This window comes from Kutzneria sp. NPDC052558 (assembly GCF_044547355.1).
GTDB lineage: Bacteria > Actinomycetota > Actinomycetes > Mycobacteriales > Pseudonocardiaceae > Kutzneria.
On the sequence record NZ_JBIUAG010000024.1, the window covers coordinates 1 to 14,291 of the forward strand.

A 14,291-nucleotide genomic window follows, 5' to 3' on the forward strand; every position below is an offset into this window, starting at 1 on the left:
AGGGTGCCGTCGTCGTCGAGGGTGACGGTGTGGTTGCCGTGCTTGAGGTGGTGGTGGTGTTGGCAGTAGCCCTTGAGCTGGTCCGGGTTCGTCTTTCCCTGGGGCCAGGGGATGGTGTGGTCGATTTCCTGGATGGGGTTGACGCAGCCGGGGGCGCAGCAGGTGCCGCCGTCACGGAGTTTGGTGAACTCGCGACACCGGGCTGGGGGCTTGTAGAGGTGGGTGGCCATCGCGGCGGCCCGCTGATACTCGTCCAACAGGACCCCGCGCCAGGGGCCGAGCATGGCGAGCTCGCGGGCGGAGTCGGCGCTGATCGGGCCGTAGCCGTCGAGCAGGCCCGGGTCCTCGGTCAAGCCCATGAGGGTCTCCATCGAGAGGGTGACGTGGACCTGGACTTTGCGGTCGATGCCGTAGCCCAGGAACCGGTCCAGGAACGCGTCCACCCGCTTCTGGTCGGTGGTGCGGCAGTCCTTGCACAACGCGCGGGCGTCGGCGGTGGCGATGTCGTAACACTGCCGGGCGTCGATCGCCGACATCCGGATCCGCAGCTCGGCCATGCCGTTGGGCAGCGGGTAGAACTCGATCCGCCGTTCCTTGTCACGGGCCTTCTGCCGGCGCTGCTCGTAGCCGAGCGGGTCGGCCTCGGCGACCAGCTTGGTGGTCCGGCGCGCGAGTTGGGTGCGGGTGAGCTCAGCGGCGACCTCGACCAGTTGGTCTTCGATCTGGGGGATCGTGGCGGGGTCGAGGTGGATCACCCGCTCGTCCACGGTCTCCACCCGGCGTAGGTCGATCTCGCCGCGTCGCAGCTGCTCACACAGGCGCGGCAGCCGGTCTAGGACTTCGGCGCGTTCTTGCTGGCGGAACAGGGACTGTTCGGACTCGTGGGTGGCCATGGACATCTCGGCCAGATCGTCGAAGCTGCGGAGAATGCACAGCCGAGCATGGTCGGCAACCGCCGTGATCTTGCGGGCTATGACGAACGCCGTGACTTGTTGCTCAGCGGTCAGAGTGGAGAGATCCGCGCCAAGGAGCAGGTCCAGCATCGCTCCCGAAGGCTCAGCAGACTCCAGCTCTCGGGTGATTTCATCCATACCCCAAGAATACCCCTATTGAAGATCCAGATCGAACCACTAACGAGTGAACCTGTGTTTCATGCATAATCGCGACGACCCCACCCAAAGCACCACGGCGACCATCATCTACACCTCCACGCTCCGGAGGGTGGATTTTGCGCGGAGGGGGGCGATGGCATAAGCTTCTTGCGTATCGAGGCAGGCGGAGCCTGCCCGATAGCGCCTTGATACGCCATCGCCCAGAGGTCTCCGCGCAAAATCCACCCGGAGTCGCTAACCAAAAAGGCCCATCCCCTAGTCAGACAGCGGCCCCCGGCCTCTCAATGCAAATCCCACGCCCCGGCAACCGCGCGGCGCGGGCACCCGAAGCACAACCACACCCACCAACCAGCACGGCACACCCGGACTCCGCCGGCCCCCTGACCCAGCCCAGTTGCCCGCCCAACCCAGTTGCCCGCCCAACCCAGTTGCCCGCCCAACCCAGGGGGCTTCCCCCGCTGCCAGTCTATTCGGCGTCCAGGGAAGTTGATCTCTACGGCCGGTCGCCTGTGGACAGAGCGCAAAACGGCCGCCAGCTGTGGATAATCGTCCGCTACGTGCCCGATGCAAGTTGCAAGTGGAGGGTCAGCTTTCTGAGAGCTCGCCCAGGCGGGCCATGGTCTCGTGGACCTCGACACGGTTGCGCCCCTGGCGTTTGGCGCGGTAGAGGGCGATGTCGGCGGCGGCGAAGAGCTGGTCGAGCTTGGCGGGGCCGCCGGCGACGCCGATGGAGACGGTGGGGCGGCGGGCGGTGCCGAGGACGATGCGCCAGTCGTGCTGGTCGACGGCGGCGCGGATGCGTTCGGCGACAGCGGGGCCGACGTCGGCGCTGGGGCCGGCGTCGCCGAGCAGGACGACGAACTCGTCACCGGCCCAGCGGGCGACCAGGTCGTCGCTGCGGCACTCCCGGCGCAGCAGCCGGGCGATCTCGCGCAGCGCGGCGTCGCCGGCGGCGTGCCCGGCGTCGTCGTTGACGTCCTTGAACCAGTCGACGTCCACTAACACCAGCCACGGCACTTTGCCCTTGGAAGCGGTGCCCTCCAACAGTTGCTGGGCGCTGCGCTCCAGGCCGAGACGATTGGCCAGGCCGGTCAGCGGATCACGGGCGGCGGCCTCCTGGGCGGCCATGGCCAACTTCTGCGCCTGCACGGCCAGCCGCCGCTGCTCGAGCGCCTGGCCGAGCCCCTCTTGCAGGGTCTCGGTGGCGATGCGGCTCGCGGTCAGGCTGCACCGCAGCGCGGCGGCCTCGCCGACCTCGTCGTCCATGGCGGCGCAGATGTCGGCCAGGTCCAGGGAGAACCGCAGCAGCAAGGAGTTGTCGTTGATCTTGTCGGCGGCGGCGACGGCCCGGCTGGCCATCGTCCGGGCCTGAACGAACTCGCCCAGACCACTGTGCACGCAGCCGAGCACCCAGTTCCCGACGGCCACGGACCACAGATCGGTGGCCTCCTGCCCGTACGCCAACACCTCGGTGGCGTGCCGGGCGGCCAGCTCCAGGTCGCCGGTGCCGGCCAGCGAGCGCGAATAGGCCCCGCGCAGCGCCCAGTAGCTGGGGTCCTCCGGCCCGACCACGGTCAACCCCTCGCTGAGGTGCTGCCGGGCCTCGCCGAAGATCTCGTGCGCGTTGACGGGACTGCCGTCGATGGCACGGAAGTTCAGGGTGCCGCCGAGCCGTTGCAGGCACTGGGCGAGCGCCGACTTGTCGCCGGATTCCCGGGCGACGTGCAGCGCCAGCCGCGTGATGTCCAATGCGGCCCGCCGGTGGCCGATGCCCTCGAGCAGCCAGCCGAGCTGGCCGAGGGCACGGGAAGCGAGCTCGCCCGACGGCCGCTCGGAGTCCATTTCGGTCCAACCCTCGGCCGCCAGCTCCAGCGCCAGCGGGATGCGGCGCAGCCGCCACGCGAGCGTCGCCCGGTACACCAGCAGATAGGAGCGGCCCCAGCGGTCGGCCCCGGTCGGTCCATGGGAGACGGCCTGCTCGAACAGGGTGTTCGCCTCGGCCAGGCGGCCAGCATTGATCAGCAGGCGCACACGCATGTCCTGCTGTGGGAGCTGTCCCCCTGCGAGCGAATCGTCCTGCTCCACTGGGTCCTCTACGTCCCCTGCTTCTTCGATGCGGTTCGACTCGGGCCAGGCTACCGGCCTGGCCGTTGACCGTACCGCTCATGGTGGACAACGTCATCGAGTGGCAACCGTTCCCGCCACCCGTGTCGCTCCAGATCGGGAACATCGGGCAGGTCGCGCACGCCGCCCAGACACAGCCACGCCACCGGGCGCACACCGGCCGGGATGCCCAGCAGGCGGCGCAGGAAGTCCTCACGGTAGAAGCTCACCCAGCCCACGCCCAGGCCCTCGGCGGTGGCCGCGAGCCAGAGGTTCTGGATGGCCAGGCACACCGAGTACAGGCCGGCGTCGGCGATGGCGTGCCGGCCGAGCACGGCCGGCGAGCCGCGGTCCGGGTCATAGCAGACGACGACGCCGAGACTGGACTCCAGCACGCCCTCGATCTTGATCCGCTCGAACACGGCGGCGCGCTCGGGATCCAGCGACGCGTCGAAGATCTTGCGCTCGGTGAGCACGTGATCACGGAACTCCCGGCGCACGTGTTCGTCCGACACGAGCACGAAGTCCCACGGCTGGGACAGCCCGACGCTCGGCGCCGCGTGCGCGGCCCGCAGCACCCGCTCCAGCACGGCGGGGTCGATCGGCTCGCCGGTGAACTCGCGCCGGGTGTCGCGGCGGCGGTACAGGACGTCGTAGAGAGGATGCACATGCGCTTCCTACTTGACAGCAACGGTCAAGCAGGAAGCGCATGTGACGTTTATCCGCGTTGCGAGGGTCCCGGATAGGGCAACAGGGCCATTTCGCGCGCGTTCTTGATGGCGGTGGCCACCTCGCGCTGCTGCTGCGGGGTGAGCCCGGTCACCCGGCGGGAGCGGATCTTGCCGCGGTCGGAGATGAACTTCCGCAGCAGGGTCACGTCCTTCCAGTCCACTCGGGTCACGCCTTCACGGCGCAGCAGGTTCACCTTGCGCCGGGGTGGGCGGCGGTCGGTCCTGGGCATGGGTGTCCTCACCAACTCGACTTGCTCACGCCGGGCAGCTCGCCGCGGTGCGCGGCCTCGCGCAGCCGTAGCCGGGACAGCCCGAACTTGCGGAAGAAGCCGCGGGGACGTCCGTCCACGGCGTCACGGTTGCGCAGCCGCGTGGGGCTGGCGTCGCGGGGCAGCTTCTGTAGGCCGAGCGCGGCGGCCTCGCGCTCGGCCGGGCTCGCCGCCGGGTTGGAGACGACGAGCTTGAGCTCGGCCCGGCGCTGCGCGTAGCGGGCCACGATCTCCCGGCGCCGCGCGTCCTTGGCGATCTTGGACTTCTTCGCCATTCAGCGCTCCTCGCGGAAGTCGACGTGCTTGCGGGCCACCGGGTCGAACTTGCGCAGCACCAGGCGGTCCGGGTCGTTGCGGCGGTTCTTGCGCGTGACGTAGGTGAAGCCGGTGCCCGCCGTGGAACGCAGCTTCACGATCGGTCGAACCTCGTTGCGAGCCATGTCGACTCCTTCCGGGTCAGGAACCCATTCCGGCCAGGACCGCGTCGATCCCCTTGCGGTCGATGGTCTTGATCGCCTTGGCGGACAGTCGCAGCGTCACCCAGCGCCGCTGGGACGGCACCCAGTAGCGGCGGCGCTGGAGATTCGGCTCCCATCGGCGGGAGGTCCGCCGGTGCGAGTGCGACACCTGCTTGCCGTAGCCGGGGCCGCTGCCGGTCACCTGGCAGCGCTTGGCCATGCCACACCTCCTTGTAACGACATTCGTTTTCAAAAATTCCCTCGGCAGGGTAGCGTGGCCAACGCCGTAGATGGAAATCGTTCTCGATAGGAGGGGTCGTGTCCGTACCGATCGTGCTGGTCGGCGGCCTGGCGGCGACGGCGGCCGAGCAGGTGGCCGACGAACTGGCCGGCGGCGACACCGCCGTCGTGCACCACGACCTGAGCCGGGTGACCGAGGGCGTGGTGCGGCGGCGGCTGCGACACCGCGGCGAGGACGCCTGGACCGTGCTCGAACTGGGGCACGGCTGCGTGTCGTGCACGCTGCGCGAGGACCTGCTGCCGCTGGTCGCCCGGCTCTCCGAGCGGGCCGACGTCGGCCGGATCGTGCTGCACCTCGATCCGCGCATGGAACCGGAACCGGTGTGCTGGGCGTTGGACCGCTCGCGAGTGCAGGCCGTGGTCACCGCCGTCGATCACGAGCACTGGCTCGCCCAGGCCACCAGCGACGACACCATGCACGAACGCGGACTCGGCGGGAGCGCCGACGACGAGCGCACCCTCGCCCAGGTCGCCATCGGCCAGGCCGAGTTCGCCGACGTGCTCGTGCTCACCGGCCCGCCCGGGCGGCTCGACGCCGCTTTCCGGCGCCTGGCCCCGGCCGCGCTGCTGGCGCCGCTCGGCGGGGTCGACTGGCTGACCCGACTCCCGGCCAACGCCCGGCGCGGACGTCCGGACAACGCCCACGGGCCGTTGTTGCGGGGCGAGCCGCCGCTGCACCGCGAGGACGGCTTCGAGCTGCTGCTGTTCAGCGAGCGGCGACCGTTCCATCCGGATCGGTTCCACGCCAACATCGACGTGCTGCTCGACGGCGTCGTGCGCACCCGGGGCCGGTTCTGGCTGGCCAGCCGGCCCGACATCGCGTTGTGGCTCGAGTCGGCCGGCGGCGGGCTCCAGATCGGGCACGCCGGGCCGTGGCTGGCCGCCGTCGACGACTGGGACGGCGTCGACGAGGACCGCCGGGCCATGGCCGCGCTCGGCTGGGATCCGTACTACGGCGACCGTGGCAACGAGATCGTCGTGCTCACCGACGGCGCCGACCACGCCGAGATCACCGCCGCACTGCGGGAAGCGCTCGTCACCGACGCCGAACTCGCCGCCGGGCTGTCCGCCTGGGACGGCTACCGCGACTCGTTCCTGTTCACCGACCGTGAGGACGAACTGCGATGAAAAAGGGCATCCACCCCGACTACCACCCCGTGGTGTTCCAGGACTCCAGCACGGGGACCTCGTTCCTGACCCGCTCCACCGCCACGTCCGACCGGACCGTCGAGTGGAGCGACGGCAACACCTATCCGCTGCTGGTCGTCGATATCACCGCCGACTCGCACCCCTTCTGGACCGGGGCCCAGCGCCTCGTCGACACCGCCGGCCGGGTCGAGAAGTTCAACCGCCGCTACGGAAAGAGGACCCGCTTATGGCTGTGCCCAAGCGCAAGACCTCGCGCAGCAACACCCGGCACCGCCGGGCCCAGTGGAAGGCGGTCGCGCCGGAGCTGGTGCCGATCGTGGTGAACGGCCGGCGGCTCCTGGTGCCGAGGCACCTGATTCCGGCGTACCAAAGGGGTTTGCTGGGCTGAGCAGGCCCGGCGCCATGCTCGAACCGAGACCGGGTTGAACGCCGGCGCCGGACTCGGCCACTCAGCGTCGGGGCCGAACAGTCCGCTGTGACTGGAACTGAGCAGCCCCCGAATCAATCCAACCAGATGAAGCTGGCAGGGCGGGGTTTTGGCTTGTCGCCAAGGTTTTCCGGGCCTGCCAGCTTCGAGGTCTAGGCTTGATTCGGGGGCTGCTCGGCACGGCCGACAGACGCGTCCAAGGCTGCTTCTCACGGGCTCGGCGTCGGCGACGGGCGTGCCCGGGGCTTGCTCGGGCACTGGCCAACAGGCGCGTACGGGAAACTGCCGCGACCGGTTGACCGACGATGCCGATCCCTTGCTGGCCAAGGGATGGGGCTGGCCAAGGGATGGACTCAGCGCACTGAGGTCTTCTGAGTGGTGCCGTCGGGGGACTGCCGCCACTGGCCGAACGGCCGGTCGATGGTCCACTCGCCGTCGGCGTCCCGCTCCAGCACCCGGTATTCGCAGTGCCCGGGATTGGACAGGGACTCGAACAGCTCGATGCTCCACGAGAACAGCCGCCGGCACAGCAGCCGCATGGCCAGCCCGTGGGAGACGACGAGCACGGTGTGCGGATGGCTGGCCTGCTGGAGCATGCGCACCTCCAGCTCGGCCAGGAAGCTGGCGACGCGGTCGTCGACGTCGGCCCCGGACTCGCCGTGGGGCAGCCGGTAGAAGAAGTGCCCGAACTCGTGCCGCAGCCGCTTCTGCACCTCCTGCTCGACGGGGTCCTGGAGGTTGCCCCAGTCCTGCTCCCGCAGCCGGGGCTCGGCGACGGTCCGTTCGGTCAGGTCCCGGACGCCGAGCAGCTCCAGCGTCTGTCTGGTGCGCAGGTACGGGCTGACATAGGCGGCGACGGGCCCGGGCGCGAGCAGCGCCCGGATGGCCGGCGCGGTGTCGGCGGCCTGCTGCTCGCCGTGCAGCGTCAACGGCAGCGCGTGGTCGGGGATCCGGCAGTACGCCAGCTCGTCGACGTTGCCGAGGCTCTCCCCGTGCCGTACCAGGATGATCCGCATGTTCCCCATTGTCGGGTGCGCTCCAACCGGACCATCCGGTCTCTACCGATAGTAGTTCGCCGGGCCCTCTACGCTGCGCAACCGTGGTCATTGAGCTGATCGGTCTAGTCGCCTTCGCCGCCTCCGGCGCGCTCGCCGCGGTGCGGGCCAAGCTGGACGTGTTCGGCGTGGTGGTGCTGGGTCTGACGACGGCGCTGGGCGGCGGCATCATCCGGGACGTGTTGCTCGGCATCCACCCGCCGACCACGCTGCGTAGCTGGCCCTACCTGCTCACGGCGGCGGCGACCGGCCTGGTGGTGTTCTTCTTCCATCCCCAGGTGGCCCGCCTGCGCCGGGCGGTGCTGCTGGCCGACGCCGTCGGCCTGGGGGTGTTCGTCACGGCCGGCACGACAACGGCGCTGCAACACCAGGTGCCGGCCTACACGGCCTGCCTGATCGGCATGACGGTGGGCATCGGCGGCGGCGCGATCCGGGACGTCCTGCTGCGGGAGATCCCGATGGTGCTGCGCAAGGAGATCTACGCGGTGGCGGCGCTGGCCGGCTCGGTGGTGGTGGCGGTGACCGCCTGGCTGGGCCTGCCGGACCTGTGGGGCACGGTGATCGGCTCGGCGCTGGTGGTGGCGATCAGGCTGACCGCGCTGTGGCGACACTGGAATGCGCCAGTGCCGCGTGCGGGCGGAACCGCTGAGAACTGAGCCGCTCGACCCACGGCAGCTCGTCGAGGTGCGACCACGTGTCCCGAGTGGTCCACGCGACCACGCTGCCGCCGTCGGTGCTGGCGTGCAGGAAGGTTCCGGGCGTGACGTGAGGCAGCATCACATCGACCAGTCGACGCTGCTGGGCCACCTTGCTCACGCCGAACGAGACGACCAGCACCTCGTCCGAGGGTCCGTCGGCCGGTTCCGAATGCACGAGCCGGTAGCCGAGCTGGGTGCTGCTCCACTGCTCGTAGTGCAGCACCAGGCGGCCGTCCAGGCCGAGCAGCACGGTGCGGCTCAGGCAGTCGGCCGGCCACGGCCGGGAGCGCCAGGTCTTCAGGGCCGCGTCGGCCGCGCGCAGCTGGTCGTCGGTGCGCCAGGTGTGGATCACGATGCCCGCCGCGTCGGGGCGGGCGATGTCGGGCAGGTCCATGGCCGCCATGGTGGAACCTGGACTTAAGTGGAGGTCAAGCCGCACGTGAGTGGCTCATGTTCGGTTACGCAGGGTGGCCGGACGACCCCTCACCCGGTCGGTGAAATTGTGTCTGTCCTTGGCCCCCTCTCAGGCACCTCTCAGGCCCGCAGGTAACACTTCGTTCATGCGCATCCTCGTAGTGGACGACGACCGGGCCGTGCGCGAGTCGCTCCGTCGCTCGCTGCAGTTCAACGGCTACCAGGTCGAGTTGGCCGGCGACGGCCAGCAGGCGCTGGAGGCCGTCACCGCGCAGCGTCCCGACGCGATGGTTCTGGACGTCATGATGCCCCGGCTGGACGGACTGGAGGTGTGCCGGCGGCTGCGCGGCACCGGCGACGACCTGCCGATCCTGGTGCTCACCGCGCGTGACGCGGTGTCGGACCGGGTGGCCGGCCTGGACGCGGGGGCCGACGACTACCTGCCCAAGCCGTTCGCGCTGGAGGAGCTGCTGGCCCGGCTGCGGGCGCTGCTGCGGCGCGCGGTCGCCGACGAGGCGGCGGCCGGCTCCCCGGCGGCGACGATGCGCTTCTCCGACCTGGAGCTGGACCCGGGCACCCGCGAGGTGCGCCGCGGCGAGCGGCCCATCAGCCTGACCCGCACCGAGTTCAGCCTGCTCGAACTGTTCCTCGCCCACCCCAAGCAGGTCCTCACCAGGGGCCGGATCCTGGAGGACGTATGGGGCTACGACTTCCCGACCTCCGGGAACGCACTGGAGGTCTACGTCGGTTACTTGCGGCGAAAGACCGAGGCCGACGGCGAGCCGCGGCTGCTGCACACGGTGCGCGGCGTTGGCTACGTGCTCAGGGAGACCCCTCCGTGACGGTGCTTCACGCCGAGGGCCGGCGCAACGTCTCGCTGCGCTCGCGGGTGATCTTGCTCACGGCGGCCTGCGTGGCCGGTGCGGTGGCGCTGGCCTCGGTCGGCGCCTTCGTCGTGGTCAGCACCAACCTGTACGCCCAGGTGTCGTCGTCGGTGGAGTACAACACCAAGGCCACCGCGTCGGCCCTGGGCAGCGGGCAGTACCGGACCCTGACGCTGGTCGGCCCGCCCGACCTGACCTTCGCCGAGATCGGCCCGGACGGCATGAAGCCCGAGGTCGGGCGGCAGCCGCCGAAGATCTCGGCCGTCGAGCGGAACCTGATCAACAGCGATCCTGGCACCTGCACCGACCCGCGCACCGACAACACCACGCACACCGTGGTGATGGCCTGCACCTACGCCACCGGCCAGGTTCTGGTGGCTTCGCAGTCGCTCAAGCCGACCGAGGACCTGTTGCAGAAGTTGGCTCTGGTGCTGGTGTTCGTCGGCATCGGCGGCGTGCTGGTGGCCGCGCTGGCCGGCACGGCGGTGGCCCAGGGCGGCCTGCGGCCGGTGACCCGGCTGCGGCAGGCGACCGACCACGTCACCGCGACCGGCGACCTGCGGCCGATCCCGGTGACCGGTGACGACGAACTCTCCCTGCTCACCACCAGTTTCAACACGATGCTGGGGGCCCTGGCCGAGTCGCAGGAACGGCAGCGACGGCTGGTCGGCGACGCCGGCCACGAGCTGCGTACCCCGCTGACCTCGTTGCGCACCAACCTGGAGCTGCTGCTGGCCTCGGAGAAACCGGGCGCGCCCACGCTGTCGGCCGAGGACCGGCAGGAGATCTACGACGACGTGCAGGCCCAGATCGCCGAGATGACCACGCTGATCGGGGACCTGGTCGAGCTGGCCCGTGAGGACGCGCCGCAGGCCGTGCACGAGCCGGTGGACATGGTCGAGCTGGTGGAGCGGGCGCTGGACCGGGCCCGCCGCCGGGCGGTCGGCCAGCAGTTCCTGGTCACCGTGCAGCCCTGGTATTTACTGGGCGAGGCCCACGCGCTGGAGCGGGCGGTGCTCAACCTGCTCGACAACGCGGTCAAGTTCACGCCGGCCGACGGCGTGGTCCGGCTGGAGATGAAGCCGGTCGGCGACGGCACGATGCTGATCGAGATCGCCGACAGCGGCCCGGGCATCGCCGAGGCCGACCTGCCGCACGTGTTCGAGCGGTTCTACCGGTCCTCGGAGGCCCGCACGCTGCCCGGCTCGGGCCTGGGGCTGGCGATCGTCGCCCAGGCCGCGGAACGCCACGGTGGCAAGGCCTACGCCGGCCGCGCCCCCGAGGGCGGCGCCCTGATGACGCTGCGCCTGCCCGGAAGGCCAAGCCCCGCATAGCAAACGACGAAGCCCCGGCCGGTGCGGCCGGGGCTTCGCCTTGTCAGCGGGAAGAACCGGTCGGGGCGGGTTGTCCCGCCGCCACAGTGAGAACCCGACCCGACCGGCGTCGGGGGCTCAGCCCTTGTTGGCGCCGAGGGTGAGGCCGCTGACGAACTGCTTCTGCAACGCCAGGTAGATCAGCAGGGTCGGGATCGCGGTGAGCAGCGCGCCGGCCGCGATCAGGTTCTGGTTGCTGAAGTACTGCCCCTGGAGGCTGGCGATGGCCGAGGTGATCGGCCGGTCGGCCCCGGTCTGGAACAGCACCAGGCCCCAGAAGAAGTCGTTGTAGATCCAGATGGTCAGCAGCGTGGCCAGCGCGGCGAAGGCGGGCCGGCACAGCGGCAGGATGATCTGCCAGAACTGCCGGAACACCGACGCCCCGTCGACCAGCGCCGCCTCGGTGAGCTCGTGCGGAATGGTCTTCATGTAGTTGCTGAGCACGAACGTGCAGAACCCGCTCTGGAACGCCACGTGGATCAGGATCACGCCGAGGAACGAGTTGTACATCAGCCCGGAGCCGCCCGACAGCCAGTCCGGCAGCGGGATGAGCAGGTACATCCGGAACAGCGGCGTGATGATCACCTGGGGCGGCAGCAGGTTGCCGGCGGTGAACAGCATCAGCAGGAACAGGTTGACCTTGAAGTTGAAGCGGGACACGAAAAACGCCACCGACGCGGAGAACAGCAGCGTCACCAGCACGGCCGGCAGGGTGATGATCACCGAGTTGAGGAAGTAGTGCGGCAGCCCCGCCTGCTCCCACGCGTTCTCGTAGTTCTCGAACGTCAGCGCGGAGGCCAGGGAGAAGTAGCCGTGCTGCGAGGTGTCGGCGAACGTGCGCAGCGAGGTGTAGACGGCCCACACGAACGGAACCAGCCACACCAGCGCGGTCACGGTCAGGAACACGTGCAGCACGACCCGCGCGGGCCGCACCGGCTTGCGCCGCGGCTTCGCGGCCGGCCGGGGCGCCGTCGTGGCCGGGACTTCTGCGACGGCGGTCACGACGCCGCCGCCACGGAAAAGGCGGTCATGCCTGCTGGTCCTTCCGGAACGTCTGGAACACGTACGACACGATCGGCACCAGCGAGATCACCAGCAGCACCACCGCCAGCGCCGAGCCGTAGCCGACCAGGCTGGACTCGCCGAGGATGTTGTTGGCGATCAGGATGGACAGCAGCTCCAGGCCGGGCTTGGTGCCGTTGCTGCCGGCGACCACGTACACCAGGTCGAACGCGCGCAGCGACTCGATGATCGTCACCACCAGGATGATGATGTTGATCGGCTTGAGCGCCGGGAACGTCACCCGGGTGAACGACTGCCACTCGCTGGCCCCGTCCAGCGCCGCCGCCTCGCGCAGCGACGGGTCGAAGCCCTTCAGCCCGGCCAGGTACAGGATCATGATGTACGCGGCCTGCTTCCAGCTGGCGGCGATCAGCACCGCCCACAGGTTCAGGTGCGAGTCGCCCAGCCACTCGATGTAGGACGTGCCGGGCTTGTTGGTGCCCAGGATGCTGTTGACCAGGCCGTTGTCCGGGTCGTAGATGGTCTGCCAGATGAACCCGGTCACCGCCGCCGAGATGACCACCGGCAGGAAGATCGCGGTCTGGTAGAAGCGGGTGAACCGGATGCTCTTGTCCAGCTGGTAGGCCAGGAACACGCCGAACGGGGTCGGCAGCAGCACGAAGAACACCAGCCAGATCACGTTGTGCTGCACGGCCGGCCAGAAGGTCGGCGACACCGTGAACATCGTGACGTAGTTCTGCACGCCGACGAACTTGATCGTGGCCAGCCCGCCGATGCCGTCCCAGCTGGAGAACGACAGCAGCACCGACACGAGGGTCGGCACCCACACCAGCGCCACGTGCAGCAGGGTGGGGATGCCGACCATCAGGCCGAGCACGATCTTGTCCTGTCCGGTCAGCCGGCGAACGCGGCGGGAGCCGGAGACCCCGGCTCCCGCGACGTTCTCGGCCGCGTCGGTGATGACGGTCATGGCCACCTTCAGGACTGGAAGTACTGCGACTTCTGCGACTGGATCTGGGTGAGCAGCGAGTCTGAGGTGTTCGGGCTCTGCACGAACTGCGCGAACGCCGGCTCGACGACGTTCTGGATGAAGCCCGGGTCGCTGTCCCGGTCGGCGAACTGGGACAGGTCCTTGGCGTCGGCGATGAACTGCACCGCCTTCTTCTGCAGCGCCCCGTACTTGCTGGTGTCGGCCTTGTCGTTGACCGCGAGGTTGGACGAGTCGATGGACAGGTAGGTGTCCTCGGCCGCCGCGCCGCCCAGGAACTCCAGCAGCTTCTTGGAGCCGTCCAGGTTCTTCGGGTTCTTCGACAGCAGGAAGCCGTCCATCGGCGCCTCGACGGCGGTGGTGCCGTACTGGGAGTTGATCTCCGGGAAGGCGAAGAAGTCCAGGTCGTCCTGGTCGGCCTGGCTGGTGAAGGACTGGCCCACGAACATGCCGATCACCATCATGCCGCCGGTCTTGTTGACCAGCGCCGCCGAGGCGTCCTCCCACTTCTTGCTGGAGGCGCCCGGGGTGTAGTACGGCAGAATCCGCTTCCAGGAGTCCATCACCGACTTGACCTTGGCGTCGGACCAGGACTCCTTGCCGTGCATGAGGTCCATGTGGAACTGGTAGCCGTTGGTGCGCATGTTCAGGTAGTCGAACGTGCCCAGCAGCATCCAGCTCTCGCCGCCGCCGAAGCCCTGCACGAACGGCGACAGGCCGTCGCCCTGCATCTTCTTGGCCAGGTTGATCAGGTCGTCGAAGGTCTTGGGGACCTCGTAGCCCTTCTCGGCGAACAGGCTCTTCCGGTAGAAGACGCCCCACGGGTAGTTGTAGATCGGCACGAAGTAGTAGTGCCCGTCGGTGGACTTCGACAGGTCCTTGACGGCCTGCGAGAAGTTGCCGCCGATCTTGTCCCAGACGTCGTCGATCGGGTGCAGCAGGCCCTTGTTGGCGAAGAACTGCATCCGGTAGCCGGCGAACCAGGTGAACACGTCGTCCGGCGTGCCCTGCAGGTAGCTGTTGATGTTCTGCTGGAACGCGTTGTGGTCCTGCACGTTCGGCTTGACCGTGAGGCCGCCGGACTGCTTGGCGAACGCGTCCAGCACGGCCTGGTAGGCCTGCTTGGGCTTGGCGTCGGAGCCGTTGGACCCGAACGTGATCGTGTTCGGGTCCGAGGCCGCCGAGCCGCCGGAGCCGCACGCGGCGAGGCCGGGCACGGCCGCGAGACCGGCGCCCGCGAGCAGCACCTTGAGCACCGACCGCCGGTCGAGTGTGGGCAGTTGGCCTGGTCTGGGGCGCGCCATCGG

Annotated in this window: 17 protein-coding genes and 1 pseudogene; 6 read left to right on the top strand and 12 right to left on the bottom strand. The window is 69.3% G+C overall.

The features are described 5' to 3' along the window. From ACIG5F_RS33965 to rpmB, 7 genes are all read right to left on the bottom strand, one after another. The coding region (locus ACIG5F_RS33965; protein ID WP_396524027.1) for a DUF222 domain-containing protein at nt 1-1,091 on the bottom strand (1,091 nt) is incomplete at its 3' end. 606 nt (nt 1,092-1,697) lie between these two features. Then, on the bottom strand, nt 1,698-3,149 hold the full coding sequence (locus tag ACIG5F_RS33970; protein ID WP_396524028.1) for a diguanylate cyclase: 1,452 nt from the start codon (nt 3,147-3,149) through the stop codon (nt 1,698-1,700). Between the two features lie 98 nt (nt 3,150-3,247). Continuing rightward, nucleotides 3,248-3,883: a 5,6-dimethylbenzimidazole synthase gene (bluB, locus tag ACIG5F_RS33975; RefSeq protein WP_396524029.1), complete on the bottom strand. Its 636-nt coding sequence runs from the start codon at nt 3,881-3,883 to the stop codon at nt 3,248-3,250. 50 nt (nt 3,884-3,933) lie between these two features. After that, nucleotides 3,934-4,176, bottom strand: coding sequence for a 30S ribosomal protein S18 (gene rpsR, locus ACIG5F_RS33980; RefSeq protein ID WP_396524030.1), 243 nt, complete (start codon nt 4,174-4,176; stop codon nt 3,934-3,936). Nucleotides 4,177-4,184: 8 nt separating this feature from the next. Beyond that, nucleotides 4,185-4,490: a 30S ribosomal protein S14 gene (rpsN, locus tag ACIG5F_RS33985; RefSeq protein WP_396524031.1), complete on the bottom strand. Its 306-nt coding sequence runs from the start codon at nt 4,488-4,490 to the stop codon at nt 4,185-4,187. Further along, nucleotides 4,491-4,655 carry a 50S ribosomal protein L33 gene (gene rpmG / locus ACIG5F_RS33990; protein WP_116177775.1) on the bottom strand — a complete coding sequence of 55 codons (165 nt, stop codon included), beginning with the start codon at nt 4,653-4,655 and terminating at the stop codon, nt 4,491-4,493. 16 nt (nt 4,656-4,671) lie between these two features. After that, entirely contained in the window at nt 4,672-4,893 is a 222-nt protein-coding gene (gene rpmB / locus ACIG5F_RS33995) for a 50S ribosomal protein L28 (protein WP_396524032.1), read from the bottom strand. A gap of 98 nt (nt 4,894-4,991) precedes the next feature. Between rpmB and mrf the strand changes: the two genes are divergently transcribed. From mrf to rpmF, 3 genes and pseudogenes are all read left to right on the top strand, one after another. After that, on the top strand, nt 4,992-6,101 hold the full coding sequence (gene mrf / locus ACIG5F_RS34000) for a ribosome hibernation factor-recruiting GTPase MRF (RefSeq protein WP_396524033.1): 1,110 nt from the start codon (nt 4,992-4,994) through the stop codon (nt 6,099-6,101). Next, a pseudogene (locus ACIG5F_RS34005) lies at nt 6,098-6,340 on the top strand (type B 50S ribosomal protein L31); the annotation flags it as partial. The gene mrf and the pseudogene ACIG5F_RS34005, both read left to right, overlap by 4 nt. A gap of 8 nt (nt 6,341-6,348) precedes the next feature. After that, complete coding sequence (gene rpmF, locus ACIG5F_RS34010; protein WP_396524034.1) at nt 6,349-6,510, top strand: 50S ribosomal protein L32; 162 nt, start codon at nt 6,349-6,351, stop codon at nt 6,508-6,510. A gap of 392 nt (nt 6,511-6,902) precedes the next feature. Here rpmF and ACIG5F_RS34015 read toward each other — a convergent pair whose 3' ends face one another. After that, entirely contained in the window at nt 6,903-7,565 is a 663-nt protein-coding gene (locus ACIG5F_RS34015) for a histidine phosphatase family protein (RefSeq protein ID WP_396524035.1), read from the bottom strand. A gap of 83 nt (nt 7,566-7,648) precedes the next feature. Here ACIG5F_RS34015 and ACIG5F_RS34020 point away from each other — a divergent pair, with 83 nt between their 5' ends. Beyond that, a complete protein-coding gene (locus tag ACIG5F_RS34020; protein WP_396524036.1) occupies nt 7,649-8,260 on the top strand; it encodes a trimeric intracellular cation channel family protein in 612 nt (203 codons plus the stop codon). Here ACIG5F_RS34020 and ACIG5F_RS34025 read toward each other — a convergent pair. Then, nucleotides 8,190-8,696 carry a hypothetical protein gene (locus ACIG5F_RS34025; protein WP_396524037.1) on the bottom strand — a complete coding sequence of 169 codons (507 nt, stop codon included), beginning with the start codon at nt 8,694-8,696 and terminating at the stop codon, nt 8,190-8,192. The genes ACIG5F_RS34020 and ACIG5F_RS34025 overlap by 71 nt on opposite strands. A 166-nt stretch (nt 8,697-8,862) precedes the next feature. Between ACIG5F_RS34025 and ACIG5F_RS34030 the strand changes: the two genes are divergently transcribed. After that, nucleotides 8,863-9,558 carry a response regulator transcription factor gene (locus ACIG5F_RS34030; RefSeq protein ID WP_396524038.1) on the top strand — a complete coding sequence of 232 codons (696 nt, stop codon included), beginning with the start codon at nt 8,863-8,865 and terminating at the stop codon, nt 9,556-9,558. After that, nucleotides 9,555-10,934 (top strand): ATP-binding protein, encoded by a 1,380-nt coding sequence (locus tag ACIG5F_RS34035; RefSeq protein ID WP_396524039.1) that lies wholly within the window; start codon nt 9,555-9,557, stop codon nt 10,932-10,934. The genes ACIG5F_RS34030 and ACIG5F_RS34035 overlap by 4 nt, the downstream gene beginning before the upstream one ends. A 117-nt stretch (nt 10,935-11,051) precedes the next feature. Here the strand turns inward: ACIG5F_RS34035 and ACIG5F_RS34040 are convergent, their stop codons facing one another. From ACIG5F_RS34040 to ACIG5F_RS34050, 3 genes are read right to left on the bottom strand one after another with little or no spacing between them, the layout of a single operon-like run. After that, on the bottom strand, nt 11,052-11,975 hold the full coding sequence (locus tag ACIG5F_RS34040) for a carbohydrate ABC transporter permease (RefSeq protein WP_396524040.1): 924 nt from the start codon (nt 11,973-11,975) through the stop codon (nt 11,052-11,054). Nucleotides 11,976-12,000: 25 nt separating this feature from the next. Beyond that, complete coding sequence (locus ACIG5F_RS34045; protein ID WP_396524041.1) at nt 12,001-12,966, bottom strand: carbohydrate ABC transporter permease; 966 nt, start codon at nt 12,964-12,966, stop codon at nt 12,001-12,003. A gap of 8 nt (nt 12,967-12,974) precedes the next feature. Continuing rightward, nucleotides 12,975-14,288, bottom strand: a complete 1,314-nt coding sequence (locus tag ACIG5F_RS34050) for an ABC transporter substrate-binding protein (RefSeq protein WP_396524042.1) — start codon at nt 14,286-14,288, stop codon at nt 12,975-12,977. Between the last annotated feature and the right edge of the window lie 3 nt (nt 14,289-14,291).